This is a genomic window from Pacificibacter maritimus, assembly GCF_003814915.1.
GTDB classification, from domain to species: Bacteria; Pseudomonadota; Alphaproteobacteria; order Rhodobacterales; family Rhodobacteraceae; genus Celeribacter; species Celeribacter maritimus.
On record NZ_RKQK01000001.1, the window covers coordinates 785,364 to 811,633 of the forward strand.

Genomic DNA, 26,270 nt, shown 5'->3' on the forward strand with positions numbered 1-26,270 from the left:
TAGATATTAAAAAACCCGCCGTTTGGCGGGTTTTTCGTAAATTATGTGGTCTATTTTACTCAGCGACTTTTGGGGCGTCATCTGCTGGGGCATCCGCAGGCGTGGCGTCGGCTTTTGTCGCTTCACTCTTAGGCGCTTTCGCTTTCGGCGCATCATTCACAGGATTATCTGATTTAGGGGCCTCTGCGTCTGCCTTTGCGCTCTCAGATGTTTCTGTATCTGACTTTGGTGCACGCGGAGCGCGGGGTTTGCGCGGTGCGCGGGCGCGCTTGGGCTTAGGCGCTTCTTCAGGGGTTTCTACCAGACCTGAATCAGCTACAACTTCTGCAACATCAGGTTGCTCGCCTTCGCCTGCATTTTCGGGGCGAGATTGATCCGAATTGCGCGAGCGGCGATCATTGCGGTCTGAACGCTCGTTCCGATCAGGGCGGTCGCCATTGCGTTCTGCACGTTCTGCGCGCTCTGCACGTTCAGCTTCTTGACGTTCACGGCGCTCTTGCTGTTCACGCTCTTGCTGCTGACGCTGTGCTTCGATTTCTTTTTGCGCCGCACCCAACAGGCGGGTGTAATGTTCTGCGTGCTGCTGGAAATTTTCAGCGGCAACACGATCGTTGCTCAGTTGCGCATCGCGCGCCAATTGATTGTATTTTTCGATGATCTGTTGCGGTGTACCGCGCACTTTACCTTCTGGGCCAGAGCTATCAAATGTCCGATTGACGACATTCGCCCCAGAGCGGTTGTTGTTATTGCGATTGTTCGACTTTGACCGCGAACGATTTTTCGAAGATCTCATATGTTTTGACTTTCGCGCCTATTTGCGCCGGATCTTTGGCCCGGCTTGCCTAAAATTCGGCCTAAAAACTGTCCTGTATCGCCGCTTATGCTGCTTTAAGTTCGATAGAACTTATCATAGCACCGACAGAGTTTTGGATGACTGCGAGAGGGAACAAGTCCCACCTTTCGCTGGAGTGAGTAAACATGACTGGTAATTTTTTACAAGCCGCTTTGTGTCAAATATACAAATTATCGCGCATAAACCGCTATAATTTATGATATTGACCGCAAAACCTTATGATTTCCTTACCAGCTTTGCCATCACAGCCCTCGCGCTCTAGAGAGCGATTCCTGTCACAACACGGTCACGCCCATCCATATCAGCAATGACGCGCACTGCTTTAAATCCTGCGTTCAGCAGCATATCTGCGACGGCTTGGCCTTGACTTGGACCGATTTCAAACATCAAACGCCCGTGGCTGTTAAGATAGCGCGCCGCTTCGGCTGCAATATGGCGATATGCGGTAAGCCCATCTGCCTCATCGGTTAAGGCAAGGCGCGGTTCATGCGACAACTCGGGGGCAAGCCCAGCCATTTCATTCAAGGCGATGTAAGGTGGGTTTGACACGATCAGATCAAAAGTCCCGTCGAGGTTGTCGAACCAATTTGACTGGGTAAATTGCACCCGCTTGCTCAAACCCAGTAGATCGGCATTTGCTTGCGCGATCTTTAATGCAGGCTGAGACAGATCACTGCCCTGCCCTTTGGCCAGTGGGTTTTCAGCCAATAAGGTCAATATGATCGCGCCTGATCCCGTTCCCATATCCAACACAGAGGCAAAGGGGCGTTGCAAGGCATGAAAGATCAGGGTTTCGGTTTCAGGGCGCGGGTCCAAAACGTCAGGGGTGACGTGAAAATCGCGGCCATAAAACTGCCTGCGCCCCAAAAGATGGCTCACAGGTTCACGCGCCACACGCCGCGCAATAAGAGTGCAAAATTGCGAATGAGCCTGAGATGCAAGGGGATCGTGGGCCACCAAAGTGATGCGGCTGGGATCAAGTTGCAAAATATGCGCCATGATTAAACGCGCATCACGGGCGCCACCTTGGATGCCTGCCGCTTCAAGCTGGCGCGCGGCTGCGATCAAAGCCTGTTGTACCGTTTGAACCCCAGACACATCACAGGGCATGATTTATTGCCCCATTTCAGCCAAAAGCGCCGCCTGATGATCTGAGATAAGCGCATCGATGATTTCATCCAAATCGCCAGCCATCACGGCATCCAACTTGTACAAAGTCAGGTTGATACGGTGATCGGACAAGCGCCCTTGGGGAAAATTGTAAGTGCGAATGCGCTCAGAGCGATCGCCTGATCCGACTTGGCTTTTGCGATCTGCGGAGCGTTCATCGTGGATTTTCTGGCGTTCTGCATCATACAAACGCGCTTTCAGCACGTTCATAGCGATTTCGCGGTTACGGTGTTGTGATTTTTCAGCAGAGACCACGATGATCCCTGTGGGCAAGTGGGTGATCCGCACGGCAGAATCTGTGGTGTTCACGTGTTGGCCGCCCGCACCAGAGGCGCGCATCGTATCAATACGAATGTCATTGGGCTGAATATCGATATCAACGTCTTTGGCTTCGGGTAAAACCGCAACAGTGGCCGCAGAGGTATGCACCCGTCCGCCGCTTTCCGTTTCAGGCACGCGTTGTACACGGTGAACGCCAGATTCGTATTTCAGCCGCGCAAACACACCCTCCCCGACAACATTGGCGGTGACAGATTTCACGCCACCAAGGTCGCCCTCAGAGAGTTCGATAATGTCGAATTTCCATCCCATGTTTTCAGCATAGCGCTGATACATGCGCAACAGATCGCCCGCAAACAGACCCGCTTCGTCGCCCCCTGTGCCAGGGCGAATTTCCAAAATTGCAGATCCGTTATCGGCTGCATCTTTGGGCAAGAGCGCGATTTGCAGTGCCTCTTCGATCACAGGCAATTGGGCTGTGAGTTCTGGCAATTCAGCTTCGGCGAGCTCTTTCATGTCAGGATCATCCAACATGACTTTCGCATCAGCGATGTCTTGCACGACCTGCATGTAATTACGCACTTGATCCACAACGGGGCGTAATTCAGCATATTCGCGCCCGAGGGCCACGATATCGCCTGCGCCAGTCGACATGGAGGCTTCGATAAATTCAAAGCGCTGGGTGATTTGATGTAAGCGTTCTTCTGGTATCATATGCGATGTGTTGCCTGCTTCGGCAGGTTTGGTCAAGAGGGCTTGACGCCTAAGCCCCTCGCCTGACCCTGATAAACATCATCACGTCACGCGCTTAGAGACCCGCAGTATTTTTCCAAGCGGCCACACGTTTGCCGTTTACGCCCATATCGCCCTTGCCGAACCGCAAGCGCGCAAGCATCGCGATTTGGCTGCCTGTCTCACTGGGTTGTGCGCCAATAGTTGTGACATCGGGAAATCCCCAAAGCAGGCTGCGCGTGACATAAGACACACGCCCCTCATGGACGGAGCCTGCCAAAAGCTTGGTGCGCGGGGTTGAAAGTGCAACAGCGTGATAGGCCTCAAGCGCGGCTTGCGAGGAAACTTCAGTTTGGAAAATATCCAAGACGCCGCCCTCTTGTGGGGGTTGTGCCGTGAAAGGATCAACATGCCATTCTTTTGCATGAATAGGTGCAAGGCGGATATAGGCCTGCAAAGCAACGATGATCACAATAGGGATTAAAATGAGCACTTTCATACGTCCTTTTAGATTGGCTGTGTTGAGAAGACCAGAACCTGACATCTAGCATATCATTGGCGTGGAATTAAAACGCCCTCGGTCCATATGAACCGAGGGCGACACTCATTACAATATCGACTGAAAGCGATACTCATTACAGTACCAGCTGTAACAAGCCGTTCCTAAAATATACTTTAGAAACGGAAGCCAACTTTTGCTGCAACAGTTGTTGCAGAGAGGTCAGCACCGCTGTCGTCGAATTCGTTGAAATCGTTTTGCAAGACTTCAAGACCAGCAACGATATTGTCAGTCACAGCGTAGTCTGCACCGATACCGTAGCTTACGCCTGTGTCAGAGTAATCTGTGCCAGCGATTGTTGCGTTGGTGTAGTTCGCACCAGCGATACCGTAGACAACAACTTTACCGAAGTCGTAACCAGCACGTAGTTTCAAACGTGTCATGTCGTCCACTTCAACGCCTGCGTTTTCCATGTCGGATTTGCTGTACTCCAGCTCACCACCAACAACCCAGTCGCCCATGTCATAGTTGTAGCCGCCAAATACACCGTAGGTGCTGTCATCAGCGTCTTCTGCTGCGTCTTCACCGTAGCCGTAACCAGCTGTGGCACCAGCGTAGAAACCAGTCCAGTCAGCGCCAGCAGTTTCAACAGGTGCTACATATACAGGTGCTTCTGGAGCAGCTGGTGTAAGGTTGCCTGCGAAAGCTGGAGCAGCCAAAACAAGTGTTGAAGCGGATGCGAGTGCAAATGCGATGGTTTTCATAATCTATCTCCTGTCGGCCTCTATTGAGGTCCATGATTGTCAGCGCGGGGCGGTATGCCCGTTGCGTCTGGAGCTGAGATATACCTTTTTTTTCAAACGACTAGGGGGCAACCAATCACAGGTCCGTGAGAAAAATTTGATCCGCGCATTTACGCACAATCACTGTGCTGATCGGCGTGGAACCCGCCTATTTCAGGCAAAAAATCGCGCAAGGCAGGCAATATTTAGCCTGCATTGCGCTCTTCTAGGTCCATCCATTCTGCTTCAATGGCTTCAAGAGCTTTTTGGCGTTCGGCCAACATTTCTGTCGCCTTGGCAAATTTTACAGGCTGTTCGGTGAAAAGCGCGGGATCAGACATCAATTCGCCCAGCTTAGCGATTTCAGATTCGATCTTCTCAATTTCAGCAGGTAATTCTTCCAAACGGTGCTTTTCTGTAAAGCTCAAGCTGGACTTGGGAGGCTCCACAGGTTTTTCAGCGGATTTCTGTTTGGATTTCATATTCACAGTGCTGACAGTTTTTTGCGCTGTGGCTTTGCGTTGACGTTGGTAATCCGTCCAACCGCCTGGATACACGGTGGCCTGCCCGTCGCCTTCCATGGCGATGGTCTGCGTGGCGACACGGTCGATAAAGTCACGGTCGTGCGAGACCAGCAATACAGTGCCAGCAAAATCAGTCAGCAATTCTTGCAGCAAATCCAGTGTTTCGATGTCCAAATCATTGGTCGGCTCATCAAGCACCAATAGGTTTGACGGTTTCGCCATGATTTTCGCCAAAAGCAAACGCGCTTTTTCGCCACCAGATAGGGCGGATACAGGCGCGCGGGCTTGGGCATCAGAAAATAGGAACTCTTTAAGATAGCCGACCACATGTTTGGGATGCCCGCGCACCATGATCTGATCAGCGCGCCCTGACACGGTCAGGTTTTTCTCTGATAAAAGCGCTTCCCAAAGGGTTAGGTCTTCGCGAATATTGCTGCGGGTTTGGTCAAAAACTGCCACATCCAACTTGGTGCCCAGCTTGATTTCGCCAGCGTCCGCTTCGATCTCGCCAGTCAGCATTTTCAAAAGCGTTGTTTTGCCAACGCCGTTGGGGCCGACAAAAGCGATGCGATCCCCACGGCCGATTTTAATGTCGAAATTGCTTAGGATTTTTTTATCGCCAAAGGATTTCGCAATGCCTATGGCTTCGACCACGCGCTTGCCCGACACTTCGGACACTTCTAAATCCATCGCAGCTGTGCCTTGACGCTTGATCTGCCCTGCACGTTCAGCACGCAAATCTTGCAAAGCCCGCACGCGGCCTTGGTTGCGGGTGCGGCGCGCAGAAATGCCTTCAACGGCCCAACGCGCTTCGGCTTTGATCTTGCGGTTCAGCTTGTGACGCTGGTCGTCTTCTTCTTGCCACAGCTTGTCGCGCCATGCTTCAAAGGCCTCAAAGCCTTCTTCTTGGCGGCGCACTTGACCGCGATCGACCCAAAGCGTGGCTTTGGTCAAACGGTTCAAAAACGCCCTATCGTGCGAAATAATCACATAGGCGGTGCGGGTGGTTTTCAATTCTTCTTCCAGCCATGCGATGGCTTGAATATCAAGGTGGTTGGTCGGCTCGTCCAGCAGCATCAATTCCGGCGCTTCGGCCAAAAGTTTCGCCAAAGCAGCACGGCGACGTTCCCCGCCAGAAGCAGTGGCGATCAAGCCTTCGGGGTTAAATTTCAACCCTTCAGCGACCATGTCGACCTTGTAGCTTTCCATCGGATCAAGACCAGAGGCGGCAAATTCACCCAAAGTGGTGAAGCCATCCATCTTGGGCTCTTGTTCCATATAGCCCACCGTGGTGCCCGGCCCCATGACGCGCGTGCCTTTGTCGGCCTCCATCAAGCCAGCCATGACTTTCATCAAAGTGGATTTTCCCGATCCGTTACGCCCCACCAAAGCGACACGGTCGCCTTGCTGAACCACAAGATCAAGATTGTCGAAAACGGGATCGCCGCCGAAAGTCAGGGAAATACCGGAAAGTTGAAGTAAGGGTGCTCTAGCCATGGCAATCCGCTACTGCGCTTAAACGAAAAGGTCAACGGCGATTGCGACGACTTAGCTGGCCACAGCGCGCAAAAGGCGTTTGCGGGCGGGCGGTATAGCGCTGATTTCAACCCCCGTGAACACATGCAAGGTGCCCAAGTCGCGATCCACCACAGCGTGATCCGACACCCAGCCGCCCATCATGAGATAGGTTTTCAACAAAGGAGGCATAGCCAGGGCAGCGCGTTTTGCATCGGGTTTACGCCGCAAGCGGGCCGCGAATTTGAATACATCAGGGGCTTTGATACGCGGCAACAGTGTTTTGGGGCCAAGGTGACGGTGTTTTAACATCGCCAAAGCATCCGCATGCAGCGCCCAGTCCGCGCCATGAAAACTGGAGCAACCGAAAAGCATATCGATGTTATTGTCGTCCACATAGGCCGTCATCGCCCCCCAAGCGATACGCAGGATATCGGCATCTTTCCAATCGGGATGCACGCAAAAACGACCCATCTCAACCATGCGCCCTTTGTATTTAGAGAGGGCTTCGAGTTCATAATATTGCGCCGAATAGCTTTGCGCGATCTCAGCGCCGCTGGCCAATTCCATAAAGCGAAAACAACACACAAGCTGGCCTGATTTGCGGTCCTCGATCAAGACATGCTGACACACTGCATCAAAATCATCTTGATCGGTGGAATCTGGGCTGTTCTGCGCTTGTTTCACAAAGCTCATGTGTCGCAGCCGCTGCGCGGCCAAAACATCAGCAGGCTGACTGGCTAGGCGCACTGAATAACGCGATTTTCGCAAGTTTAACATGGCTCTGGCTTTCTGTGTCGTCACCCTATGACGGCTTCTTTATCTATGGGCTTTCTCTTTATAGCCGACAAGAGGTGACAAAAATTTGACGCATGCAAGCGCAGACAAAGCCTAGAGATTTGCACAAATGACACTATCTATACACCAAGCACGCGTGATGTGTGCGACAACAAAATGAGGTTCCATGTCAGACACTCCTAAAAACGCCCCCGCAAAAGTCACCAAAACCGATGCAGAATGGCGCGAGATTTTGGATGCCGATGCCTATCACGTGACCCGTGAACACGGAACAGAGCGCCCCTATTCCCACCAAGGGTTCCCCAAAACGCCAGGCGCATTTCATTGTGTGTGCTGCAATGCCGAACTGTTCACCCAAAGTGCCAAATATGAAAGCCATTGCGGCTGGCCTGCGTTTTATGAGGCCAAAGACGGCGCGCCTGTTGGCGAAACCCGCGACACCACGCACGGGATGATCCGCACAGAAGTGCATTGCGACAATTGCGGTGCCCACCTCGGCCATGTCTTCCCCGATGGGCCAAAACCCACAGGCATGCGCTATTGCATCAACGGCGTGGCTTTGCACTTCGAGCCAAGTGAAAATGCTGAACAGGCTGACTAACGTCGGTACATATATATAACATGCAAAAGGCGGCCCTTGTGATGCGGGCCGCCTTTTTATTGAGTTGATCGAATTTGCATTATTGCAGCAATTGTTCGGCCGATACTTGACCCAGATTGCCAAACAGCTGTTTCAAGAATGTCGTACCTTGCACATTCGACACCGTCACACGGCGCGATAGGGTAACCACTTGGCCGTCTTCTAACCCGTAGCGTTCGACATTCGACACGCGCCCGCTTGTGTCAAATGAAATGGCCAAAACTTGGCGATCCACTTCTTTAGGCGCATAGGCCCCAAGGTGTTTGAATTGAGAGCGGACATAATACCATGCAGAATCGGCCAATAGGCCTTCGGATTGTGGCACACCGATTGCGTTGCGCACTGTGTCTTTCGTATCCTTGCCCACCACGATCTGGGCCAAATCTGCATCGTTTGGCGTATAGCCGTGGTTGCGATATTGCGCCACACAAGCCGTTAAAGTTAGGACCGCCAACAGCATAACGACAGCCTTTAATGCGATGCCTGTCCAAGATGTTTGCTGGTAAGTGTCGTTCATTTTGAGCATAAGCCCCTCTTGCGTTGTGCGGTCTTGCCTTTTAATCGACTTATACGACCACCGCCGCGCGATCAAGGAGAACGCAGTCATGTCCAAAGATGGAACGAAAAACAGCCCATACGGTGCCCTGAAAGCTTGGGGCGAAAGTCTTCGCCTGCAAGATCTGGCCCCAACGCGCGATCATGACTTTGCCATTGCCCCTGATTCTGCCCAAGTGGCCGATATTCGGCGCGACTTGGATTTGCTGGGTCTCAAGAAAATGCGTTTCGAAGGCGTTTTCACCCCGATGAACAAACGTGATTGGCAATTGACCGCAAAATTGGGCGCAACAGTGTCACAAGCCTGTGTCGCCACTTTGGTCCCCGTGACAACACGGATCGATATCACAGTGACACGTCTTTATACCAAAGATTTCACAGACCCCGCTTTGGCAACGGCCGAAAACGAAGATGAAATCGAAATGCCCGAAGATGATACTTTGGAACCGATTCCCGCCGCTTTGACATTATCTGAGGTCGCAATCGAAGCTTTGGCGCTGGCCCTGCCCGCTTATCCGCGTGCAAGTGATGCAGAATTGTCGAATTTACAGTTTTCAGAGCCTGGAACCGATGCAATGACCGATGCAGACACAAAACCTTTCGCATCCTTGAAAAGCCTACGTGACAAGCTGGAAAAAGACGACTAAGACGGGCCAATAATTCGCCGCAAACAAAGTCCTTGCAACATACACAATTCTCAGTATGTTCCCGGCCTCAATTGCATGTTGGGATTTGGTCGCAGCGCAGCCTTTAGTGCGCCACCAAATTGCTGATACAAAAAGGGGCTAAGGCCCACAGTTCGGGGCAGATGCCCCCTTAAATTAGAGGTTGTGCCAATGGCAGTCCCAAAGAGTAAGATTACACGTTCACGCGGCGGCCAGCGCCGTTCACACGACGCACTTGTAGCTGGCAACCCAGCTGAATGCCCAAACTGCGGTGAGTTGAAACGCCCGCACCACGTTTGTGGCGCATGTGGTCACTACGCAGAACGCGAAGTCGTCGCACAAGCTGACGACATCGATTACGACGAAGACGCAGCATAAGCTCGATTGATAGAGTAACAGCTATGAGCGCACAGACCCTAACCGATCCCGCTTCGGCGCAATCCGAAATTGCGGATAAGGTCACAGGGCGACTTGGCGCTTTGGCTGAAACTCGTATCACTTTGTCTATCGACGCCATGGGCGGAGATCGTGGACCGGCGGCTGTTGTCGCCGGTATTTCACGTTCTGCAGCTAAGAATGATAAGGTCGATTTTATCGTTCATGGGAATGCTGCCGAACTTGAAAAATTGATCCAGAAGAAAAAGAACCTTAAGGGCCGCGTTGAAATACGTGACGCGCAAGGCATTGTTTCTATGGATGAAAAACCATCACAAGCCATGCGACGCGCAGATACATCTATGCGCTCTGCGATTGACGCCGTGAAAAACGGTGACGCGCAGGCTGTGGTGTCTTGCGGCAATACAGGCGCTTTGATGGCGACATCAATGATCCGCCTGCGCAAGATCGAGGGCGTCAACCGCCCTGCGATTGCATGCTTGTGGCCCTCGCGCAATCCGCAACAATTCAACGTGATGCTGGATGTGGGCGCAGACATTCGTGCGGATGCCCGCGACCTGCTGCAATATGCTTTGATGGGCGCATCCTATGCGCGCAACGGCATGGGCTTGTTGCGTCCGCGCATTGGTCTTTTGAATGTCGGCACCGAAGATCACAAAGGCCGCGCGGAACTTAAAGAAGCGCAAGACCTGATCGCGGGTGCCGCAGAACTTGGCGAATTCGACTACAGAGGTTTCGTCGAAGGTGGCGATATTCCAGGCGATACTGTCGACGTGATTGTCACCGATGGCTTTACGGGCAATATCGCTTTGAAAACGGGCGAAGGCACTGCCAAGCTTATTGGCGATTTCTTGAAAGAAGCCTTCAAAGCCACGCCTTTGTCGCGGGTTGCGGCCTTGCTGGCTTTGACCTCTTTGAGTCGTTTGCAAAAACGAATCGATCCGCGACGTGTGAACGGCGGCGTTTTTCTTGGATTGCGTGGCACAGTTGTGAAATCACATGGCTCTGCAGATGCCACAGGCGTCTCGGCGGCAATAAAACTCGCCTATGAGTTGGCCGCGTCAGGATTTTCTGACCGTTTGGCCGCACGGGTTGCATCTGTCGCAGCCGCAGCGCAAACTGAACAATAATTCTAATAAATGTGAGCGAACGCTATGACCGTACGGGCAGTAATTAAAGGCGTTGGCCATTATCTTCCAGAACGCGTTGTTCCCAACTCCGAATTCGAAGCCATGGTCGACACGACCGACGAATGGATTCGCACCCGATCTGGTATCGAGCGCCGTCATTTTGCTGCCGAAGGCGAAACCACGTCACAAATGGGCGCGCTTGCCGCACGCGCTGCGCTCAAAGACGCAAATCTTGAAGCAAGCGACATCGATATGGTCGTCGTCGCAACATCAACGCCCGACCTGACCTTTCCGTCTGTTGGCACGATGATCCAAAAAGAATTGGGCATGACATCAGGCTATGCCTTTGATGTGCAAGCCGTTTGTGCGGGTTTTATCTACGCCCTGTCCAATGCCAACGCGCAAATCGTATCAGGCCAAGCCAAGCGCGTTTTGGTGATCGGCGCTGAAACCTTTAGCCGCATCATGGATTGGACCGATCGGTCCACCTGTGTGCTGTTTGGCGATGGCGCTGGGGCTTTGGTATTGGAAGCTGAAGCCGCCGCAGGCACCTCTGACGACCGTGGTATTCTGTCTGTCGATCTGAATTCAGATGGCACTTACCGCGATATGTTATACGTCGATGGCGGTGTGGCGACGACAGGCACAGCGGGCAAACTGCGGATGCAGGGCAACGCCTTGTTCCGTCAAGCCGTCTCAAAATTGGCCTCTACAGCACAAGCGGCTTTGGTCAAAGCTGATGTGACGGCTGACAAAATTGATTGGGTTATCCCCCACCAAGCCAATATTCGCATCATCGAAGGCACAGCCAAAAAGCTAGGCCTGCCAATGGATAAAGTTGTGGTCACAGTGCAAGATCACGGCAATACATCTGCGGCCTCGATTCCTTTGGCGATGTCCGTGGGCAAAGCGCGCGGGCAAATCAAAAAAGGCGATCTGTGCGTCGCCGAAGCGATTGGTGGCGGTTTGGCTTGGGGCGCTGTCGTCCTGCGCTGGTAAAAGCAGCCAAACTGACCTTAAGTCCACCTGAACCGTTCTGCACAAGTCATTGATATTGACTGATCCTTTTCAAGGTGCCAAAGTCATAGCATAACATCTTTTGGGGGACTGATATGAGCAAAACATTGACACGTATGGACCTAAGCGAATCCGTATTTCGTGAAGTGGGCCTAAGCCGCAATGAATCAGCGCAGCTCGTTGAAAGCGTGCTGTCACATATGTCAGACGCCTTGGTCGCTGGCGAAACCGTGAAAATTTCATCTTTCGGCACCTTCTCCGTGCGGTCTAAATCTGCCCGTGTTGGTCGCAACCCAAAAACAGGCGATGAAGCACCGATCCCTGCGCGCCGTGTCATGACATTCCGTCCGTCACACCTGATGAAAGACCGTGTTGCAGACGGAAACAAAAGCTAAGGCACTGTTGTTATATGGATAAATCGCCCGACGCTTTTCGTACGATCAGCGAAGTCGCCGATTGGCTAAACACCCCCGCGCATGTTTTGCGTTTCTGGGAAAGCCGTTTTTCACAAGTCAAACCTGTAAAACGCGCAGGTGGTCGGCGCTATTATCGCCCGTCAGACATGATCCTCTTAGGGGGCATCAAAAAGCTGTTGCATGAAGATGGTATGACCATTCGCGGCGTGCAAAAATTGTTGCGTGAGCATGGTGTGCGTTACGTGGCCTCTATGTCGCCTGAATTGGAAGGCATCGAGCCCGTCACCCCCCTGCCCGAATCTATCGGCCCGCTTGGCTCAGCCCCAGCCGCCCCCATGGCTGAAGATGTGCCCACAGGGGCTTATGAAACAACGCCCCCCGCCGAGGTCGAAAAAGTTGTGCCATTCGCGCGCCCTGATCAACAAGAGATGCCGCCAGCTGATCCACCAGCGCAGCGCGATATGTTTGATTTCGATGCGCCCGTGACGCCTACCCCTGTGACGCCTGACCCCGAAGGTGAGACCGAAAAAGATGTCACTCAAGAAGATTCACCTGAATCTGATACGGCATCAGATAACGAATACCCCGACTTCACGCGCGGTTATGATCCGCAACCCGCATCAGAAAGCGCCTCAGCAGCGCCAGAAGATTCCAATCCATCGCCAGCCTCCCTTGATGAGGTTACACAAGACACTGCGCCAGACGCTACGGGTTTTGAGGATGAGCAAGCCTTTGAAGCCGCTTTACAAAATGCACTAAGCTCAGACGCGGACCCCGTAAATGAAGCGGCAGACCCGCAAGATATAGAGCCAGACTTAGATCACTCTTACACCTCTCCCGAAGCAACAGATTTCGCACCCGACGCGGAATTCGCCGCGGATCTTGCTGCCATGGATGGGCTTTCGGATGTTGAAAACCCGATTGGCTCTCTTGACGTATCCGAGGATGCAATGGACCTTGCTGCGCTGGATGACGTTACGCCAGAAGAATTCAGCACCGATCCGGTTGATGCGCCTGCAAGCTTTGATCCAGCCTCTGTTCCAGCGGATCCGACAGATGACGCCGAAGGGCTGGATGTCTATTCGGGTGTTTTAGGGCGCCTGACTGCGGCGTCTTTGGCAAATGCAGACCCAGAGGTTTTACAAGCCATAGCGCAGCGTGCGCAAGCGCTACACGACAAATTGGCACATGCCTAAGTGGGCCATCGGATTTTCACATCGATCTGGGGTAAATCGTCATTTCGCTCTTGCCCCGCCGGTCAAAATCCGTAGAAAGACCACAGTTCGGGCTATAGCGCAGTCTGGTAGCGCGTCCGTCTGGGGGACGGAAGGTCGCAGGTTCAAGTCCTGCTAGCCCGACCAAATTACCCACAAAAATGCCCGTTTGCGAGACTTTCGCGGCGGGCATTTTTGCGTTATGAATACGCCAACAAAATCAAGGCCATCGGCTGGGAGAAGACTATGGGTGTTTTAGCAGATCAAGCGATTGAACAGATGATCAAATCTGGGGCAATCCATGCGACGCCAGCCGTGATTGATGCGCAAATTCAACCCGCCTCACTGGACCTACGCCTCGGCAATCGCGCTTGGCGTGTGCGGGCGTCATTTTTGGCGGGGGCTGGAAATAGCGTCGCCGAGCGCCTCACTGAATTTGAGATGCATCAAATCGATTTAACCCAAGGTGCCGTGCTGGAAAAGGGCTGTGTCTACGTCGTGCCCTTGATGGAAAATCTTGATTTACCCGAAACAATTCAAGCGGTTGCTAATGCAAAAAGCTCGACGGGTCGCCTTGATCTACTCACGCGCTTGATCACTGACGAAGGTGTTGAATTCGATCGGATCGCATCTGGCTACACTGGTCCGTTATATGCGGAAATTTGCCCAAGGTCATTTTCAGTGCTGGTACGCCCTGGGATGCGGCTCAACCAAATTCGGTTCCGTGAAGGTCAAGCCGTGCTCAGCGATGCTGACCTGCATGATTTGCACATGAAATCGCCCTTGGTGGATGGCGAAGCGGTGATCGACCAAGGTTTGGGGTTTTCCGTTGATCTACGCCCAAGCGATGGGGATCTTGTGGGCTATCGCGCCAAACCTCATACGGGGGTCATTGATCTGGATTTAATCGGTCATTACGACCCCGCCGATTACTGGGAGCCGATTCACACAAAGGATGGGCGGATCATTTTGGACCCCGGCGCTTTTTATATTTTGGTCAGCCGAGAAGCTGTACATATCCCGCCAGAAATGGCCGCGGAAATGGCGCCCTACTTGGCAATGGTCGGCGAATTTCGCGTGCATTACGCGGGTTTCTTTGATCCAGGCTTTGGGCATGCCAATGCTGGCGGCACAGGGTCACGCGGCGTATTGGAAGTGCGTTGCCACGAAGCCCCTTTTGTCTTGGAACACGGCCAAATCGTAGGGCGTTTGGTTTACGAACAAATGAACGAAGTGCCACAGCGTTTGTATGGCGCCGACCTGAAATCAAATTACCAAGGGCAAGGTTTGAAACTGTCTAAGCATTTCAAACCACCTGTTTAACGCGCCACGACCTGCGCCAAGACTTTGCTACGGCGACCTCAATGCAAGGCGCGTTTTGACGTGAATGTCGTGACCAAATCCGCAGCACGCTCTGGCAATTCTTGGCCAAATAAAACCACGCAGTTCTTGCCCCGTGATTTGGCTGAAAACAAGGCATCATCGGCTTCTTGAATTGCACCCTCCAAGGTTTTTTCGCCCGCTTTTGACAAGCTCGAGACACCGATAGACATTGTAACAGGGTCGTTGCGTCCCACATTGCTCCAGCATACGGATGTCGCTATGGCGACCCTTAAAACTTGCGCAACTTTCATGGTTTCTCGTGCTGATAGGTTGGGCAATAGGATTAAAAACTCCTCCCCCCCCCAGCGTGCGACCACATCAAGACCGCGCACGCGTTCACATAAAACGCGGGAAATTTCGCGCAAGACACGATCGCCTTCGTCGTGGCCACTCACGTCATTGATGCGTTTGAACATATCCACATCGGCTAATATCACGCCGACATGGTCATGGGTGTTGACCAGATGTGTGCCAGCGATCGTACGGCGAAACATCCGCATATCGCGCACAGCGCGTCTGTTCCACAGACCCGTCAGAGGATCAAAATTGGCTTTGCGTTTCATGTCGCGTTCTTGCACGCGGCGTTGTCGATCAACTTTTTCGAACACAAACCCCGTCGACAAAATGGTCACAAGAAACAGCCATAGCATACCGATTATAACGGGTTCGATCACCGTTTCACGCCCTGTTTGCAAAACGATATACCCCAAAAACCACGCGCCAATCGACAAAGATAAAAGCTGAAGTCGCGCCAAGCGGCCCCAAGAATAGGTTGTCAAAAACGGGCGCAGCAAGGGGGCGCGCGCAAGGAGCAACAGTTCTGCCAGTCCCAAAAGGAACAGCACAACCGACATGGAAACGGGGATCATCGCATATCCACCAAAGTTGTTATAACTGAGCGCGAGAAGTGAAACTAAAGGAAAGCATAAACTGCTTAAAATCAATACGATAGCAGCCGATTTATATCTATAACTTGAAAGCACACCAAGGCTGAGGAAAAACAAAGGAATGGCTGCAACCAACCCCATTTTCATAGGCTGCACGGCGCCCCACAAGAGTTGATCAAGTGCATTAGACACAGGCGACGCGCGTAGAATGCCGATTTCAGCAAAGCGAATACAGCTCACAATCAATATCAAAGCGTAAACGCAATTTTTAACCCAAATAAACCGCTTTGCGAACAGACCTGTAAAAGCTGCGCCCCCAATCAGCACAACGCATAGCACGCAAGCACCGTCAAAAACCGCATCGCCAAAGCCAAAGTTATAGCCACGTTGGCGCGCCCCAATCGATATCAGATACAAAGCGGCAACCAAAAGTCCTGCATAGATAAAAAGTGTTTTTATCTGCAAAGCTGTCGCAATCGGTCGAAACCATTTCGTACGCGCTCTATGAATATTGCCTGTAACTTGGGTTGGAGTTTTCATAGAAAGTGGTCTGACCTTGAACTCATACGCTGGAACTCCGAAGTAACGTTGATAAATTAGCCCCAAAATGCCAATTTTTTCACAGTGTGTTTGCCTCGCAAAAGTTAACAAAAGGTTAACAATTTTACGTAAATTGACCTAAGGGTAATCTTAGGTCGTTTCCCGAGAACTTCGGCGAAAATTCGCGCGCTGAGATGAAAAAATCGCAAGTTGTAATGTATTTTGCGACAGATCCTTCAAGCGACTAGCGCATGCGGCCCAAACGTGCAGCTTTGCGGGCGCGCTTGGCTGCCTGCTTTGCCGCTTGAGAGTTTTGCCCAGAGTGTGGGGCATTGTTTTGATCCTCAGCCGAAAAGCCATCCTCAGCTTGGCTGTTGTTTTGAGCGCCACGCCCTTTGGTCACTGCGTTGATCCCTGCCCCGATGCCCTTATTTAACACACGGCGCATCACTTGACGGATAACCATATTCAAAAGTCGATCAATATTCATCAGTCATTCCTCGCTTGAAGCTGTCGTGCTATGGATGCGACGCCTAGCTTTCGTCTTCGAACAAATCATCCTGCTCGTCCGCGTCTTCTTCACTTATATCCCCCATAACAGGCATCGGACGATTTTCCAACAAGCCCGCCGCACGCAGCTCTTTCAAACCCGGCAAATCACGGGCTGTTTCCAAACCGAAGTGATCTAAAAACACGGGCGTCACAGTATAGGTCACGGGGCGGCCTGGCGTCATGCGCCTGCGGCCAAACCTAATCCATTCCATTTCGATCAACTGATCAATCGTACCACGAGACACAGAAACACCACGAATTTCTTCGATCTCAGCGCGGGTACAGGGCTGGTGATAGGCGATAATAGCCAAGGTTTCGATCGCTGCCCGCGACAGTTTGCGGGTCTCTACGGTTTCTTTTTGCATCAAAAACCCAAGATCAGGCGCCGTACGGATCGCCCAAGCCTCACCGACACGCACCACGCGCACACCGCGCCCTTCATAGCGGCGCTGCAATTGCTCAACGGCTGCTTTGGGATCACAACCATGCGGCATGCGACCAGCCAGTTCTGCAAGACTGATCGGATCAGCCGAGCCAAATAAGACAGCTTCAACCATGCGTTCTTGTTCCGCTAAGGGCGGTGCTTCGAACAGGCTTTCACGCGGAGCATCGGCGGTGTTTTGGGCGTTCTCAACGGGTTCAGTGATATCTTGACTCATCTGTCGGTCCGGCTCCGAATTTGGATGGGGGCGAATGTTTCGCCCTGTCTGAGTTCAATTTTGCCTGCCTTGGCCAATTCCAAAGAGGCGGCAAAGGTGGCTGCGGTGGCTGATCGGCGTTTTTTGGGATCAAGTTCCCAGCCCTCAGGCAAATAGGACGATAGATCGGTCCAATCGCCAGCAAATGAAATCAACCCGCGCATACGTTCAAGCGCTTGTTCCATAGACAAAATAGATTTGCGGTCGAGCACAAAGGGGCGAAACTCATCTTTGGTTCGAATGCGTGCATAGCCCTGCATCAAATCCAGCAAAGACGCTGTATAGGTGACATTGCGCACCCGTTCCATGGTCTCAGGCACCCCGCGCACAAAGAAATCACGGTTCTTTTGGTCGCGCGCCATCAATTTTGCGCCCGCATCGCGCATGGCGGACAAGCGTTCCAATTGAAAGGCCAAATGTGCTGCAAGATCTTCGCCTGATGGGCCTTCATCGGCGGGATCAGGGGGCAAAAGCAGGCGCGATTTCAAAAAGGCCAGCCAAGCCGCCATCACCAGATAATCAGCGGCCAATTCGATACGCAGCTCTTTGGCTTTTTCGACAAAGGCCAAATATTGATGTGCCAATTGCAAGATGGACACCGTGCGCAGATCGACTTTTTGAGTGCGCGACAAGGTCAGCAAAAGATCAAGCGGACCTTCGAAACCGTCAACGTCAACAATCAGCGCTTCTGCTGCAAGGCGTTCTTCAACGCTGAGCGCTTCAGAAAATTCAAATTGCGCGTCAGTTTGCGACATGGGCTGCTTTAGATCCAGATTTAGGGTCAATGGCGACGTTATAAGGCGTAAAACTCAGCTTCCAGCGCGTCAATGTCAATGCTTTGTGCCTTAGGCCGCGTCTTTGCTGTACGATCTGCGCGATTTTGCGCCTGATCTGTCATCCTCCCCAAAGCGGCAATGGTTTCCATTTCAGCCATGTCGCCATTGCAATGCAAGACCAAATCACAGCCCGCTCGGAGTGCTTTTTGCGCCCGCTGTGCGACTGTGCCAGTGAGCGCTTGCATAGAAATATCATCGGTCATCAACAGGCCCTTAAAGCCGATTTCATTGCGGATCATATCAAGACAAGCAGGGCTTTGTGTGGCGGGCAAATCGGGATCAATTGCCTCAAAAACGATATGGGCAGACATGCCCATCGAAAGCGTATTCAGGTCTTTAAAGGGCGCAAAATCTTCGGTCAATTCACTGCGCGTGGCTGAGACCCGTGGCAAATCTTTATGGCTGTCGGCCGTGCCGCGCCCATGACCGGGGATATGTTTCATCACCGATGCCACGCCCCCCGCAGCCATCCCATCCGCCATAGCGCGGCCCATTTTCGCAACTGTGTCAGCATCAAAGCCGTAACAGCGATTGCGCAAAAAAGGGTGCGTAATATCGCGTGCGACATCCAAGGTCGGGGCACAATTTACATCAATCCCCACAGCCGCAAGATCATCAGCAATCAAGCGTCCGCGCAACCACATGGCGCGTTCAGGGTTGGATTTCGTGGTTATGTCATCCAAAGGCGGGTTAAAGTCACGCCACTGTGGCCCACGCAAACGCTGCACACGTCCGCCTTCTTGGTCGATCAAAATCGGCGCATGCCAGCCAAGGCAGTCTCGCAGTTCATCACAAAGTGCGGCAAGCTGATCAGGTCTGTCGACATTGCGCCCAAACAGAATAAAGCCCCAAGGATTGGCCTGTTTGAAAAAGCTCTTTTCCGCCTCTGTGAGCCGAAGCCCCTGACAGCCCAAGATATACGCGCCCTGCCCCATAACTGGTGACTTAACGCTGACGCGCAGGCACACAGGCCGCATTGCGCGCTGTCATAGCAGCACAAAAGCGATTGCTGTCTGCAGCATCTGCAAAGCCAAGCGCACGCAAGCGGTAGAATGTTTTGCCGCCCGCTTGAGCTTTCTCGATGACGCGGGTTTTTCCATCCATCAAGGCATCAAATTTCAGCGCCAAACGATCCCATTCAGAGCGCGCTATTTCTTCACTTTGAAAGGCTCCGAATTGCACCAGACGTGATCCCTCAGGCACTTCATCGGCCGAGATTTCGCCTTCTTGGCCCAAAGCAGCTAAGATATCGTCCGCAACACCATCAAGACTAGCATCAGTCTGCACCGTCGGCGTTGTCGCGGCGGGGGCGGCCAATGACGCCAAGCGCACGGGCCGCGCACGCGGCATTGGGGATTGGGTCACTGCGCCTAGGGTCTCAACATCTGTTTCAGCATCTGCTTCAGCATCAATTTGCGACAATAAAGCCATATCAGCGGCAACATCTTCGACATTGTCCAAAGTCATCGCACTGTCAGCAGGTTCAGCCAAATCGGCTTGATCTATAGCGGCAGTATCGATTTGATCCGCCAAGGGCGATGATGCTGGGATCTCGCTTTGTGTATAGGCATTATCAGGCTGATAGGCCGAGACAACGGCCATCGCTGCCCCCATTGGCGCGTCTTCATCAGCCAGAACCATGGGGCGCGGAGCCAATGTGAGTTGATCGGCAGGTGCAGCAGCAGAGCCATCAGCCGTCACAGAATTGACAGCCAGACCTTGGTGCATCGCCAATTGGCCGCCTGGATCGGACGGAATAGAGCGTGCATCCGCAGACATATCGCGAATGACAGGCACGCCAGACACATCACGCATCATCAACTGATAGCCCCAAATGCCAAGCCCAAGCATCAAAGCCAAAGACACAACCGCGCCGCCCCATTGTGCAGCGCCCAGCTGAGGCCGCAAAGTCCCATCATCGGAATACCCATTGCCATTGGCATCATAAGACATGCCAGGGGGCGCTTGGTGGCCTGCGGAGGGATATGAACTTGACGCAGACATCTGCTTGAGCGGCGCTGATCCATAGACGCCAAGCGGAACGGATTGGGGTTGGCCTAGGCCAAAATCCAGATCAGCGCTGTTTACATCTGCGCCCATATAGCTTTGGGGTTGAGCGGCATCACTTTGCTGCTGGTGCGCATAGTCTGGGTGAACCTGAGAGGCATGCACATCATGGGCTTGACCGCGCGGGTCATAGCCCCAGTCGGGCTGGCCCGTGGGATGCTGCGCCGCCTGCGGGGCCGATGTTTGTGCGTATTGCGAACCGTAAGCCCTCTCATTAGGAGAGCGAACAGGCGCACTAACCCGCGGGGCGTAGCCCTGCTGTGCGCGCCTAGAAAAATCCTGCGCCATCTTTGCCTCATACCAATTCCCGTTTTAAAGCAACGGGTTATAGACTGCTCGATGGGGCGATCTGGATCATTGATGTCCGTCATTCACCCCTAGGAAACCAACACAGGTGCGATTTTTATCGCATCTCTTGCGCTGGTGTTACGCCTAGAATACCCAATCCTGCCGAAATAACAACGGCTACGGCACGTGGCAGGGCAATTTTTGCCGCTGATGCATTTAAGTCATCTTGTAAGAAACGCAATTCAGGTTTGTCGTTGCCTTTATTCCAAAGCGCATGGAAATCTGACGCCAATTCATACAGATAAAAGGCAATACGGTGCGGCTCATGTGATTTGGCTGCGATTTCTACTTGGCGCGGCCAATCGGCAAGCTTGCGTGCCAAAGTGATTTCAGCGGGGTCATCGAATTTTGCAACATCAACCAAAGGAACACCAGCATCCTTGGCTTTGCGCAAAACAGATTGCACACGCGCATGGGCGTATTGCACATAAAACACTGGGTTGTCTTTGGATTGCTCAAGAACTTTGTCAAAATCGAAGTCCAAAGACGCATCATTCTTGCGGGTCAGCATAACAAAGCGCGTCACATCTGCGCCCACCTGTTCGACCACATCACGCAGGGTCACGAAAGTCCCTGCCCGTTTGGACATTTTGAACTCTGCGCCGTTTTTGAACAATTTCACCAATTGCACCAGCTTGATATCGCAGGCCACTTTGCCATCAGACAGCGCTGAAACGGCTGCCTTCATGCGTTTGACATAGCCACCATGGTCGGCGCCAAAGATATCAATGATCTCATCATAACCGCGCTGCACCTTGTCGTAGTGATAGGCAATATCAGGGGCAAAATAAGTCCAAGCGCCATCAGATTTTTGAATGGCACGATCCACATCATCGCCGTGATCGGTGGATTTGAACAGCGTTTGCTCGCGTGGTTCCCAATCGTCAGGCATCTGGCCTTTTGGCGGCTCAAGCGTGCCGCGGTAGATCAGACCTTTGTCTTTCAGCTCTGAAATCGCGCTCTCGATAAGCCCAGTGTCATACAAAGATTTTTCAGAAAAGAACTTATCCATCTCAACGCCGAGTAGCTTGAGGTCATCGCGGATCATTTCCATCATCGCATCCGTGGAAAACACACGGAAATCGGCCAGCCATTCGGATTCAGGCTTGCCGATCAAGCTGTCACCGTATTTTTCTTTCAACGCTTCGCCCACGGGCACCAAGTAATCGCCTGGGTACAATCCTTCGGCAATCTCAGGCGACAGGCCATTGGCCTCACGGTAGCGTTCATAGACAGAGCGCGCCAGCGTATCGACCTGCCCGCCACCATCGTTGATGTAATATTCGCGGGTCACATCATAGCCTGCGAAATCCAGCAAGCTGGCCAAAGCGTCGCCAAAGACTGCACCGCGTGTGTGGCCCACATGCATGGGGCCAGTCGGGTTGGCTGAAACATATTCGACATTGACCTTTTTGCCAGCGCCCAAGGTAGATGCGCCATAGGTTTTGTCTTGCAACACAGAGGTGATTAAATCACCCCAGACATCTTGATTGAGGCGCAGATTGATAAAGCCTGGCCCTGCGACATCGACGCTATCAATGCGCGGATCAGTCGCCAGTTTATCAGCCAAGGCTTGCGCAATCACGCGGGGGTTGGATTTGGCAGGCTTGGCCAAAACCATCGCCGCATTTGTCGCCATATCGCCGTGCAAAGCATCTCGTGGCGGCTCGACTGCGACATTGTTGAATGACAGGCCTTCGGGCAAAGCGCCCTCGGCAACCATGGCATCAAGACTGGCAAGGACAAGCGTACGGATATCAGCGAAAAGGTTCATTTTATGCGTCTCTCTAAGGGTGTTGTCTTGGGTGTATCATTCCCCGCGCTCAGGTCAACGGCCCAAACACCCCCACAGTCCTACAGGCTGCGTGATTTGTGGGGGAATTGGCGGTTTATGCCTTTGACGATGCGTTTGGTACCTGAGGTGGCGCAAGGCTAACCAAACGAATTCCAGCTTTAAACTGAGATAAAGCTGCGGCTTGTTTGGCTTCTGAAAACTTGCGTTTTAATTCAACGCGCGCAGCCTCGCGCAGATCTTCGGGCATATCGTCAATCGTCTTGTCAGCGCGCTTTGGGAACAACAGATTGGCATCTTCAACCGACAAGCGTTTGAATGTCCCGCCTTCTTTGAGGCCGCCTAATAGAACGGCCTGCGGATTGGCCTCTTTCCACTCAGCAAAGCCAAATGTATCGGACAGTTTTGTCACACGCACAGACCAGTTTTGATTCATCTTATCTTCGAGTTCACGGAATGTCAGACCTGCACCAAATTTGCGCCCCCCCAATTGGGTTGGCAAAGCGTGGCGCGACTTTTCGCCCTTTGCACGCGCAATTTGCCATGTGTGTTCGCGGCCAAATTCAGCGCCCAAATCTGTAGAGACAAGCGTGTTATAGGCATCGTTTTCACTGGCCGCGATCACGGTCTCATGGGCCAAGACTTCCAAAGAATGCTCTGCCGCCTCGGACAAGACATCACCGTAAAACACAGGCACATTATTGGCGCGAGGACGCACCAAGCGCGCGTGATTGGTATCTGAAATCACCACGGGCACATCAGCTTTCATCAAAGCCGCAGCCAAAGATGTGGTAAAGCGTGATCCGCCGACGAGCAAAATACCTGGCGTGCCAGTTGCGGCCAAACCCAAAAGGCGCGCAATTGGCGCCAAGGTGAAGCCGTGCAAGACAACCGTGACCAAAACCAACACAAAGGCAAGTGGGCCGATGATCGCCCCATCTTGCACACCCGCGGCAGCCAGACGTTCGCCAAACAGCCCCGCGACAGCCACCAAAACCACACCGCGTGGCCCCGTGAAGGCGATCAAAATCTTTTCATTGCGCGGCAATTTGGTGCCCAAGAGCGAGATAAAGACAGTCAAAGGGCGGGCTATGAACACAATCAAGACTACAAAGAGAGCAGCGCGCCACGTGAGCTGGCCTAAAGACGCAAAATCAAGCGAAGCAGCCAGCAAGATAAACACACCTGAGACCAACAAGATGGTGGCATGTTCTTTAAAGCGCCGCAGTTCAACAAAAGACGGTAGATCAGCATTGGCAATCACCAAGCCCATCACAGTCACCGCCAGCAAACCGCTTTCGTGCAGCATCATATCAGGGACCGCGAAACAAACCAAAAGCGTGGCAAAGAGCACAGGCACTTTCATGTATTCAGGCACCAGCCCGCCACGAAAAGCCCGCGCAATGCCCAGCCCTGCAGCAACGCCAACAACACTTGCGACCACGAAACCCATGGCCAATTGCCCCAAGGCGGCATTCAAAGTTTCTGCTTCGCGCGAGACAAGCACAAATTCAAAAGCCAAAACCGCAGCCAAAGCGCCGATAGGATCGTTTACAATGGCTTCCCATTGCAGCAAATTTGCAGGCCTTTTGTCTAATTTCGCTTGGCGCAGCAAAGGCGCGATCACTGTGGGGCCTGTTACAACCATGATGCCGCCGAAAACTGTTGAGGCTTCCCAACCAAGCCCTGCGCCGTAATGCAAGGCCGCCGTTGACAAAGCCCAGCCCAAGGGCGCGCCGATAAAAACCAACCGTTTGACGCCTTGTTTGGCATCGCCCAATTTGTGCAATTCAAGTGTCAGCCCGCCTTCGAACAAAATCACAGCCACGGCCAATGAAATCAGGGGCTGCAAAATGGGTCCAATATCGCGACTGGGATCGAACACCCCCGCTACAGGTCCGATAATGAGACCTGCTGCCAACATCATGACAATGGCGGGCAACTTAAGCCGCCAAGCAACCCATTGTGCGCCGACCCCCAAAGCCCCAACAAGTGCAAAAGCCTGCACGGTGGTTAATCCTGCAACCTGTTCAACGGCCATGGGCGCATCTCCTGATTAGGTGTGAGCCCCCTGTTTTGGGGAGCAAGCTGATAGATAGGGTAAGACTATTTGGCGTCAAACAGCCGTTCATATTCTTGTATCGCAAAACGATCTGTCATGCCTGCAACATAATCAAGGACGATCCGTGCCAATTCCGTATCGGTTTTGGCCAAATCCACCTCTGCGCGCCATTCTTGCGGCAAAAGATCGGGCTTTTCCATAAACAGTGGGAACAAGCCATTGACCATTTTCGTCACCCGCTTGCGTTCAACCACCACAGAAGGAGCGCGATACATACGGTTGAAAAGGAACGATTTAATCGCTTTCAGGTTTTGAAAGAACGGCTTTGAAAAGCGGATGATCGTTCTGTCCATCTCACGAATATCCTGCGCCGTTTCAGGCATGGCCGATGCCAAACGGTTGTTCGCGATGGCAATCACATCTTCGACCATATAGCCGAAAATACGCCTTAAAGCCTCGTGATTGCGGCGATTGGGATCAAGATCAGGATAGAGCCGATCCACCTCTTCATAGGCTGGGCCTGTCAAAGGCAATTCCATCAAATCATCCGCCGTAAACAAGCCTGCGCGCAAGCCATCGTGCAAATCGTGATGATTATAGGCCACGTCATCGGCAATCGCAGCCACCTGCGCTTCTGCTGAGGCGAAGGTGTGCAGCTCTAGATCAAAGCGGTCATTTACTTCGGCCAAAGCGTAAGGCACAGGCGCATCTGCGGGGTGTTTTTTGGGATCCGCATAGGGGCCAACAATCGGCCCGTTGTGCTTGGCGATCCCTTCCAAGCTTTCCCATGTCAGATTCAACCCGTCAAAATTGGCGTAGTGTTTTTCCAGCTTGGTCACGATCCGCAAAGCCTGCGCGTTATGATCAAACCCGCCATAAGGCGCCATAAGATCGACCAGCGCATCTTCGCCCGTATGACCGAAGGGAGAATGCCCTAAATCATGCGCCAATGCGATGGCTTCGGCCAGACCTTCGTTCAATCCCAAAGCGCCTGCAATCGTGCGCGCCACTTGGGCCACTTCGATAGAATGGGTCAAGCGTGTGCGGTAATAATCGCCTTCGTGTTCAACGAAAACTTGGGTCTTGTGTTTCAGACGGCGAAAGGCCGAAGAATGAATAATCCTATCGCGATCCCTTTGAAAAGGTGAGCGAAAAGTCGAAAGCGTTTCATCGAAAAGTCTCCCACGGGTTTCCATGGGTTGACTTGCATAGGGTTTGAGCATGGACTGTCCTTGTCGAGCTGCGTTGCCATCCTTATATGTATAAAGTAACAGCGCGACAAACAGCTAAAGCCCTGAATCAGTGGCTTTTACCAGATAAACGCCAGATATAAGCTTGGATTGACCTATGACACTGACATTGCCCCCCCAAGTCACCCCACGCGCCTTCGCTCGCTTGGCGGAAATCAACGCGGAACTGGGCGAAGTCAAAGCGCTTCGTGTGGCTGTCGACGGCGGCGGCTGTTCGGGGTTTCAATATGACATCACTTTGGATGCGCCTGCGCCCGATGATGTTGTCTTGAAAAGCGAAGGATCGGTTGTTGTCATTGACCCTGTGTCCCTGCCCTTTTTAGAAAACGCTGTGATTGATTTCACCGAAGAACTTATTGGTGCGCGGTTTGTGATTGAAAACCCCAATGCCACATCGTCTTGCGGCTGCGGCACATCCTTTTCGATGTAAGCCACTTGGCGATCAGACTGCACAGGGCGGCTTCAAACCAGCACGTCAAAGACAGGTAGATATCGGGCGCAGCAGTGCGCCCTTTTTCATGTTTGCATTTTCAAACTGAGTAGAGCAGGCTTCAAGTCGCGGCCTTGGTCTGGTCGCGCAAGCAGCTGTAGCGCTTTGCCTGACCAACATACCTGAACGCACCCGCGTACGAAGCAAAGGCAAAGCTGGATCACTATACACGTGCGAAAA

26 protein-coding genes and 1 tRNA gene are annotated in these 26,270 nt (G+C 52.7%); 10 read left to right on the forward strand and 17 right to left on the reverse strand.

Translation table 11 applies throughout. The annotated features are described in order from the left end of the window. Positions 1-55: 55 nt before the first annotated feature. The 7 genes from EDD53_RS03650 to EDD53_RS03680 form a co-directional block, all read right to left on the reverse strand. Positions 56-793, reverse strand: a complete 738-nt coding sequence (locus EDD53_RS03650; RefSeq protein WP_123791826.1) for a DUF4167 domain-containing protein — start codon at positions 791-793, stop codon at positions 56-58. Positions 794-1,111: 318 nt separating this feature from the next. Next, entirely contained in the window at positions 1,112-1,963 is an 852-nt protein-coding gene (prmC, locus tag EDD53_RS03655) for a peptide chain release factor N(5)-glutamine methyltransferase (RefSeq protein WP_211331578.1), read from the reverse strand. 3 nt (positions 1,964-1,966) lie between these two features. Next, positions 1,967-3,016 (reverse strand): peptide chain release factor 1, encoded by a 1,050-nt coding sequence (prfA, locus tag EDD53_RS03660; protein ID WP_123792383.1) that lies wholly within the window; start codon positions 3,014-3,016, stop codon positions 1,967-1,969. A gap of 94 nt (positions 3,017-3,110) precedes the next feature. Beyond that, positions 3,111-3,578, reverse strand: a complete 468-nt coding sequence (locus EDD53_RS03665) for a DUF1499 domain-containing protein (RefSeq protein WP_246002179.1) — start codon at positions 3,576-3,578, stop codon at positions 3,111-3,113. A gap of 131 nt (positions 3,579-3,709) precedes the next feature. Next, entirely contained in the window at positions 3,710-4,297 is a 588-nt protein-coding gene (locus tag EDD53_RS03670; RefSeq protein ID WP_123791827.1) for an outer membrane protein, read from the reverse strand. A 224-nt stretch (positions 4,298-4,521) separates the two neighbouring features. Further along, positions 4,522-6,336: an ABC-F family ATP-binding cassette domain-containing protein gene (locus tag EDD53_RS03675; RefSeq protein ID WP_123791828.1), complete on the reverse strand. Its 1,815-nt coding sequence runs from the start codon at positions 6,334-6,336 to the stop codon at positions 4,522-4,524. A gap of 51 nt (positions 6,337-6,387) precedes the next feature. Then, on the reverse strand, positions 6,388-7,134 hold the full coding sequence (locus EDD53_RS03680; protein WP_123791829.1) for a GNAT family N-acetyltransferase: 747 nt from the start codon (positions 7,132-7,134) through the stop codon (positions 6,388-6,390). A gap of 184 nt (positions 7,135-7,318) precedes the next feature. On the opposite strand from EDD53_RS03680, the gene msrB reads away from it, so the two are divergent. Beyond that, positions 7,319-7,753 (forward strand): peptide-methionine (R)-S-oxide reductase MsrB, encoded by a 435-nt coding sequence (gene msrB, locus EDD53_RS03685; RefSeq protein ID WP_123791830.1) that lies wholly within the window; start codon positions 7,319-7,321, stop codon positions 7,751-7,753. A gap of 79 nt (positions 7,754-7,832) precedes the next feature. On the opposite strand, the gene EDD53_RS03690 is transcribed toward msrB, so the two are convergent. Further along, positions 7,833-8,309 (reverse strand): outer membrane protein assembly factor BamE, encoded by a 477-nt coding sequence (locus EDD53_RS03690; RefSeq protein ID WP_123792385.1) that lies wholly within the window; start codon positions 8,307-8,309, stop codon positions 7,833-7,835. Between the two features lie 88 nt (positions 8,310-8,397). Here EDD53_RS03690 and EDD53_RS03695 point away from each other — a divergent pair, with 88 nt between their 5' ends. The 8 genes from EDD53_RS03695 to EDD53_RS03730 all read left to right on the forward strand — a co-directional run bounded on the left by EDD53_RS03695 (position 8,398) and on the right by EDD53_RS03730 (position 14,508). Continuing rightward, the gene (locus tag EDD53_RS03695) at positions 8,398-8,994 is read left to right on the forward strand and encodes a YceD family protein (RefSeq protein WP_123791831.1); all 597 of its coding nucleotides are present in this window, start codon (positions 8,398-8,400) and stop codon (positions 8,992-8,994) included. Positions 8,995-9,183: 189 nt separating this feature from the next. After that, positions 9,184-9,390, forward strand: a complete 207-nt coding sequence (rpmF, locus tag EDD53_RS03700) for a 50S ribosomal protein L32 (protein ID WP_123791832.1) — start codon at positions 9,184-9,186, stop codon at positions 9,388-9,390. Positions 9,391-9,413: 23 nt separating this feature from the next. Further along, positions 9,414-10,538 (forward strand): phosphate acyltransferase PlsX, encoded by a 1,125-nt coding sequence (plsX, locus tag EDD53_RS03705; protein ID WP_123791833.1) that lies wholly within the window; start codon positions 9,414-9,416, stop codon positions 10,536-10,538. Between the two features lie 24 nt (positions 10,539-10,562). After that, a complete protein-coding gene (locus tag EDD53_RS03710; RefSeq protein ID WP_123791834.1) occupies positions 10,563-11,537 on the forward strand; it encodes a beta-ketoacyl-ACP synthase III in 975 nt (324 codons plus the stop codon). A gap of 113 nt (positions 11,538-11,650) precedes the next feature. Beyond that, positions 11,651-11,950: an integration host factor subunit alpha gene (gene ihfA / locus EDD53_RS03715; protein ID WP_123791835.1), complete on the forward strand. Its 300-nt coding sequence runs from the start codon at positions 11,651-11,653 to the stop codon at positions 11,948-11,950. Positions 11,951-11,964: 14 nt separating this feature from the next. Continuing rightward, the gene (locus tag EDD53_RS14945; RefSeq protein WP_246002181.1) at positions 11,965-13,167 is read left to right on the forward strand and encodes a MerR family transcriptional regulator; all 1,203 of its coding nucleotides are present in this window, start codon (positions 11,965-11,967) and stop codon (positions 13,165-13,167) included. Positions 13,168-13,255: 88 nt separating this feature from the next. Continuing rightward, a tRNA-Pro gene (locus EDD53_RS03725) sits at positions 13,256-13,332 on the forward strand. Positions 13,333-13,431: 99 nt separating this feature from the next. Further along, positions 13,432-14,508 (forward strand): 2'-deoxycytidine 5'-triphosphate deaminase, encoded by a 1,077-nt coding sequence (locus tag EDD53_RS03730; RefSeq protein ID WP_123791836.1) that lies wholly within the window; start codon positions 13,432-13,434, stop codon positions 14,506-14,508. A 38-nt stretch (positions 14,509-14,546) separates the two neighbouring features. Here the strand turns inward: EDD53_RS03730 and EDD53_RS03735 are convergent, their stop codons facing one another. The 9 genes from EDD53_RS03735 to EDD53_RS03775 form a co-directional block, all read right to left on the reverse strand. Continuing rightward, positions 14,547-15,995 carry a GGDEF domain-containing protein gene (locus EDD53_RS03735; RefSeq protein WP_123791837.1) on the reverse strand — a complete coding sequence of 483 codons (1,449 nt, stop codon included), beginning with the start codon at positions 15,993-15,995 and terminating at the stop codon, positions 14,547-14,549. A gap of 244 nt (positions 15,996-16,239) precedes the next feature. Then, the gene (locus EDD53_RS03740) at positions 16,240-16,485 is read right to left on the reverse strand and encodes a hypothetical protein (protein ID WP_123791838.1); all 246 of its coding nucleotides are present in this window, start codon (positions 16,483-16,485) and stop codon (positions 16,240-16,242) included. A 43-nt stretch (positions 16,486-16,528) separates the two neighbouring features. Then, on the reverse strand, positions 16,529-17,206 hold the full coding sequence (gene scpB, locus EDD53_RS03745; protein WP_123791839.1) for an SMC-Scp complex subunit ScpB: 678 nt from the start codon (positions 17,204-17,206) through the stop codon (positions 16,529-16,531). Beyond that, positions 17,203-18,000, reverse strand: coding sequence for a segregation and condensation protein A (locus EDD53_RS03750; protein WP_123791840.1), 798 nt, complete (start codon positions 17,998-18,000; stop codon positions 17,203-17,205). The genes scpB and EDD53_RS03750 overlap by 4 nt, the downstream gene beginning before the upstream one ends. 38 nt (positions 18,001-18,038) lie before the next feature. Beyond that, entirely contained in the window at positions 18,039-19,058 is a 1,020-nt protein-coding gene (gene nagZ, locus EDD53_RS03755) for a beta-N-acetylhexosaminidase (protein WP_246002184.1), read from the reverse strand. Then, positions 19,027-20,436, reverse strand: coding sequence for an SPOR domain-containing protein (locus EDD53_RS03760; RefSeq protein ID WP_123791841.1), 1,410 nt, complete (start codon positions 20,434-20,436; stop codon positions 19,027-19,029). The genes nagZ and EDD53_RS03760 overlap by 32 nt, the downstream gene beginning before the upstream one ends. Before the next feature lie 115 nt (positions 20,437-20,551). Next, the gene (argS, locus tag EDD53_RS03765; protein WP_123791842.1) at positions 20,552-22,270 is read right to left on the reverse strand and encodes an arginine--tRNA ligase; all 1,719 of its coding nucleotides are present in this window, start codon (positions 22,268-22,270) and stop codon (positions 20,552-20,554) included. Positions 22,271-22,385: 115 nt separating this feature from the next. Next, a complete protein-coding gene (locus tag EDD53_RS03770) occupies positions 22,386-24,329 on the reverse strand; it encodes a cation:proton antiporter (protein WP_123791843.1) in 1,944 nt (647 codons plus the stop codon). Between the two features lie 65 nt (positions 24,330-24,394). After that, positions 24,395-25,573 carry a deoxyguanosinetriphosphate triphosphohydrolase gene (locus EDD53_RS03775; protein WP_123791844.1) on the reverse strand — a complete coding sequence of 393 codons (1,179 nt, stop codon included), beginning with the start codon at positions 25,571-25,573 and terminating at the stop codon, positions 24,395-24,397. Between the two features lie 130 nt (positions 25,574-25,703). On the opposite strand from EDD53_RS03775, the gene EDD53_RS03780 reads away from it, so the two are divergent. Then, on the forward strand, positions 25,704-26,030 hold the full coding sequence (locus tag EDD53_RS03780) for a HesB/IscA family protein (RefSeq protein WP_484213822.1): 327 nt from the start codon (positions 25,704-25,706) through the stop codon (positions 26,028-26,030). Positions 26,031-26,270: the final 240 nt, after the last annotated feature.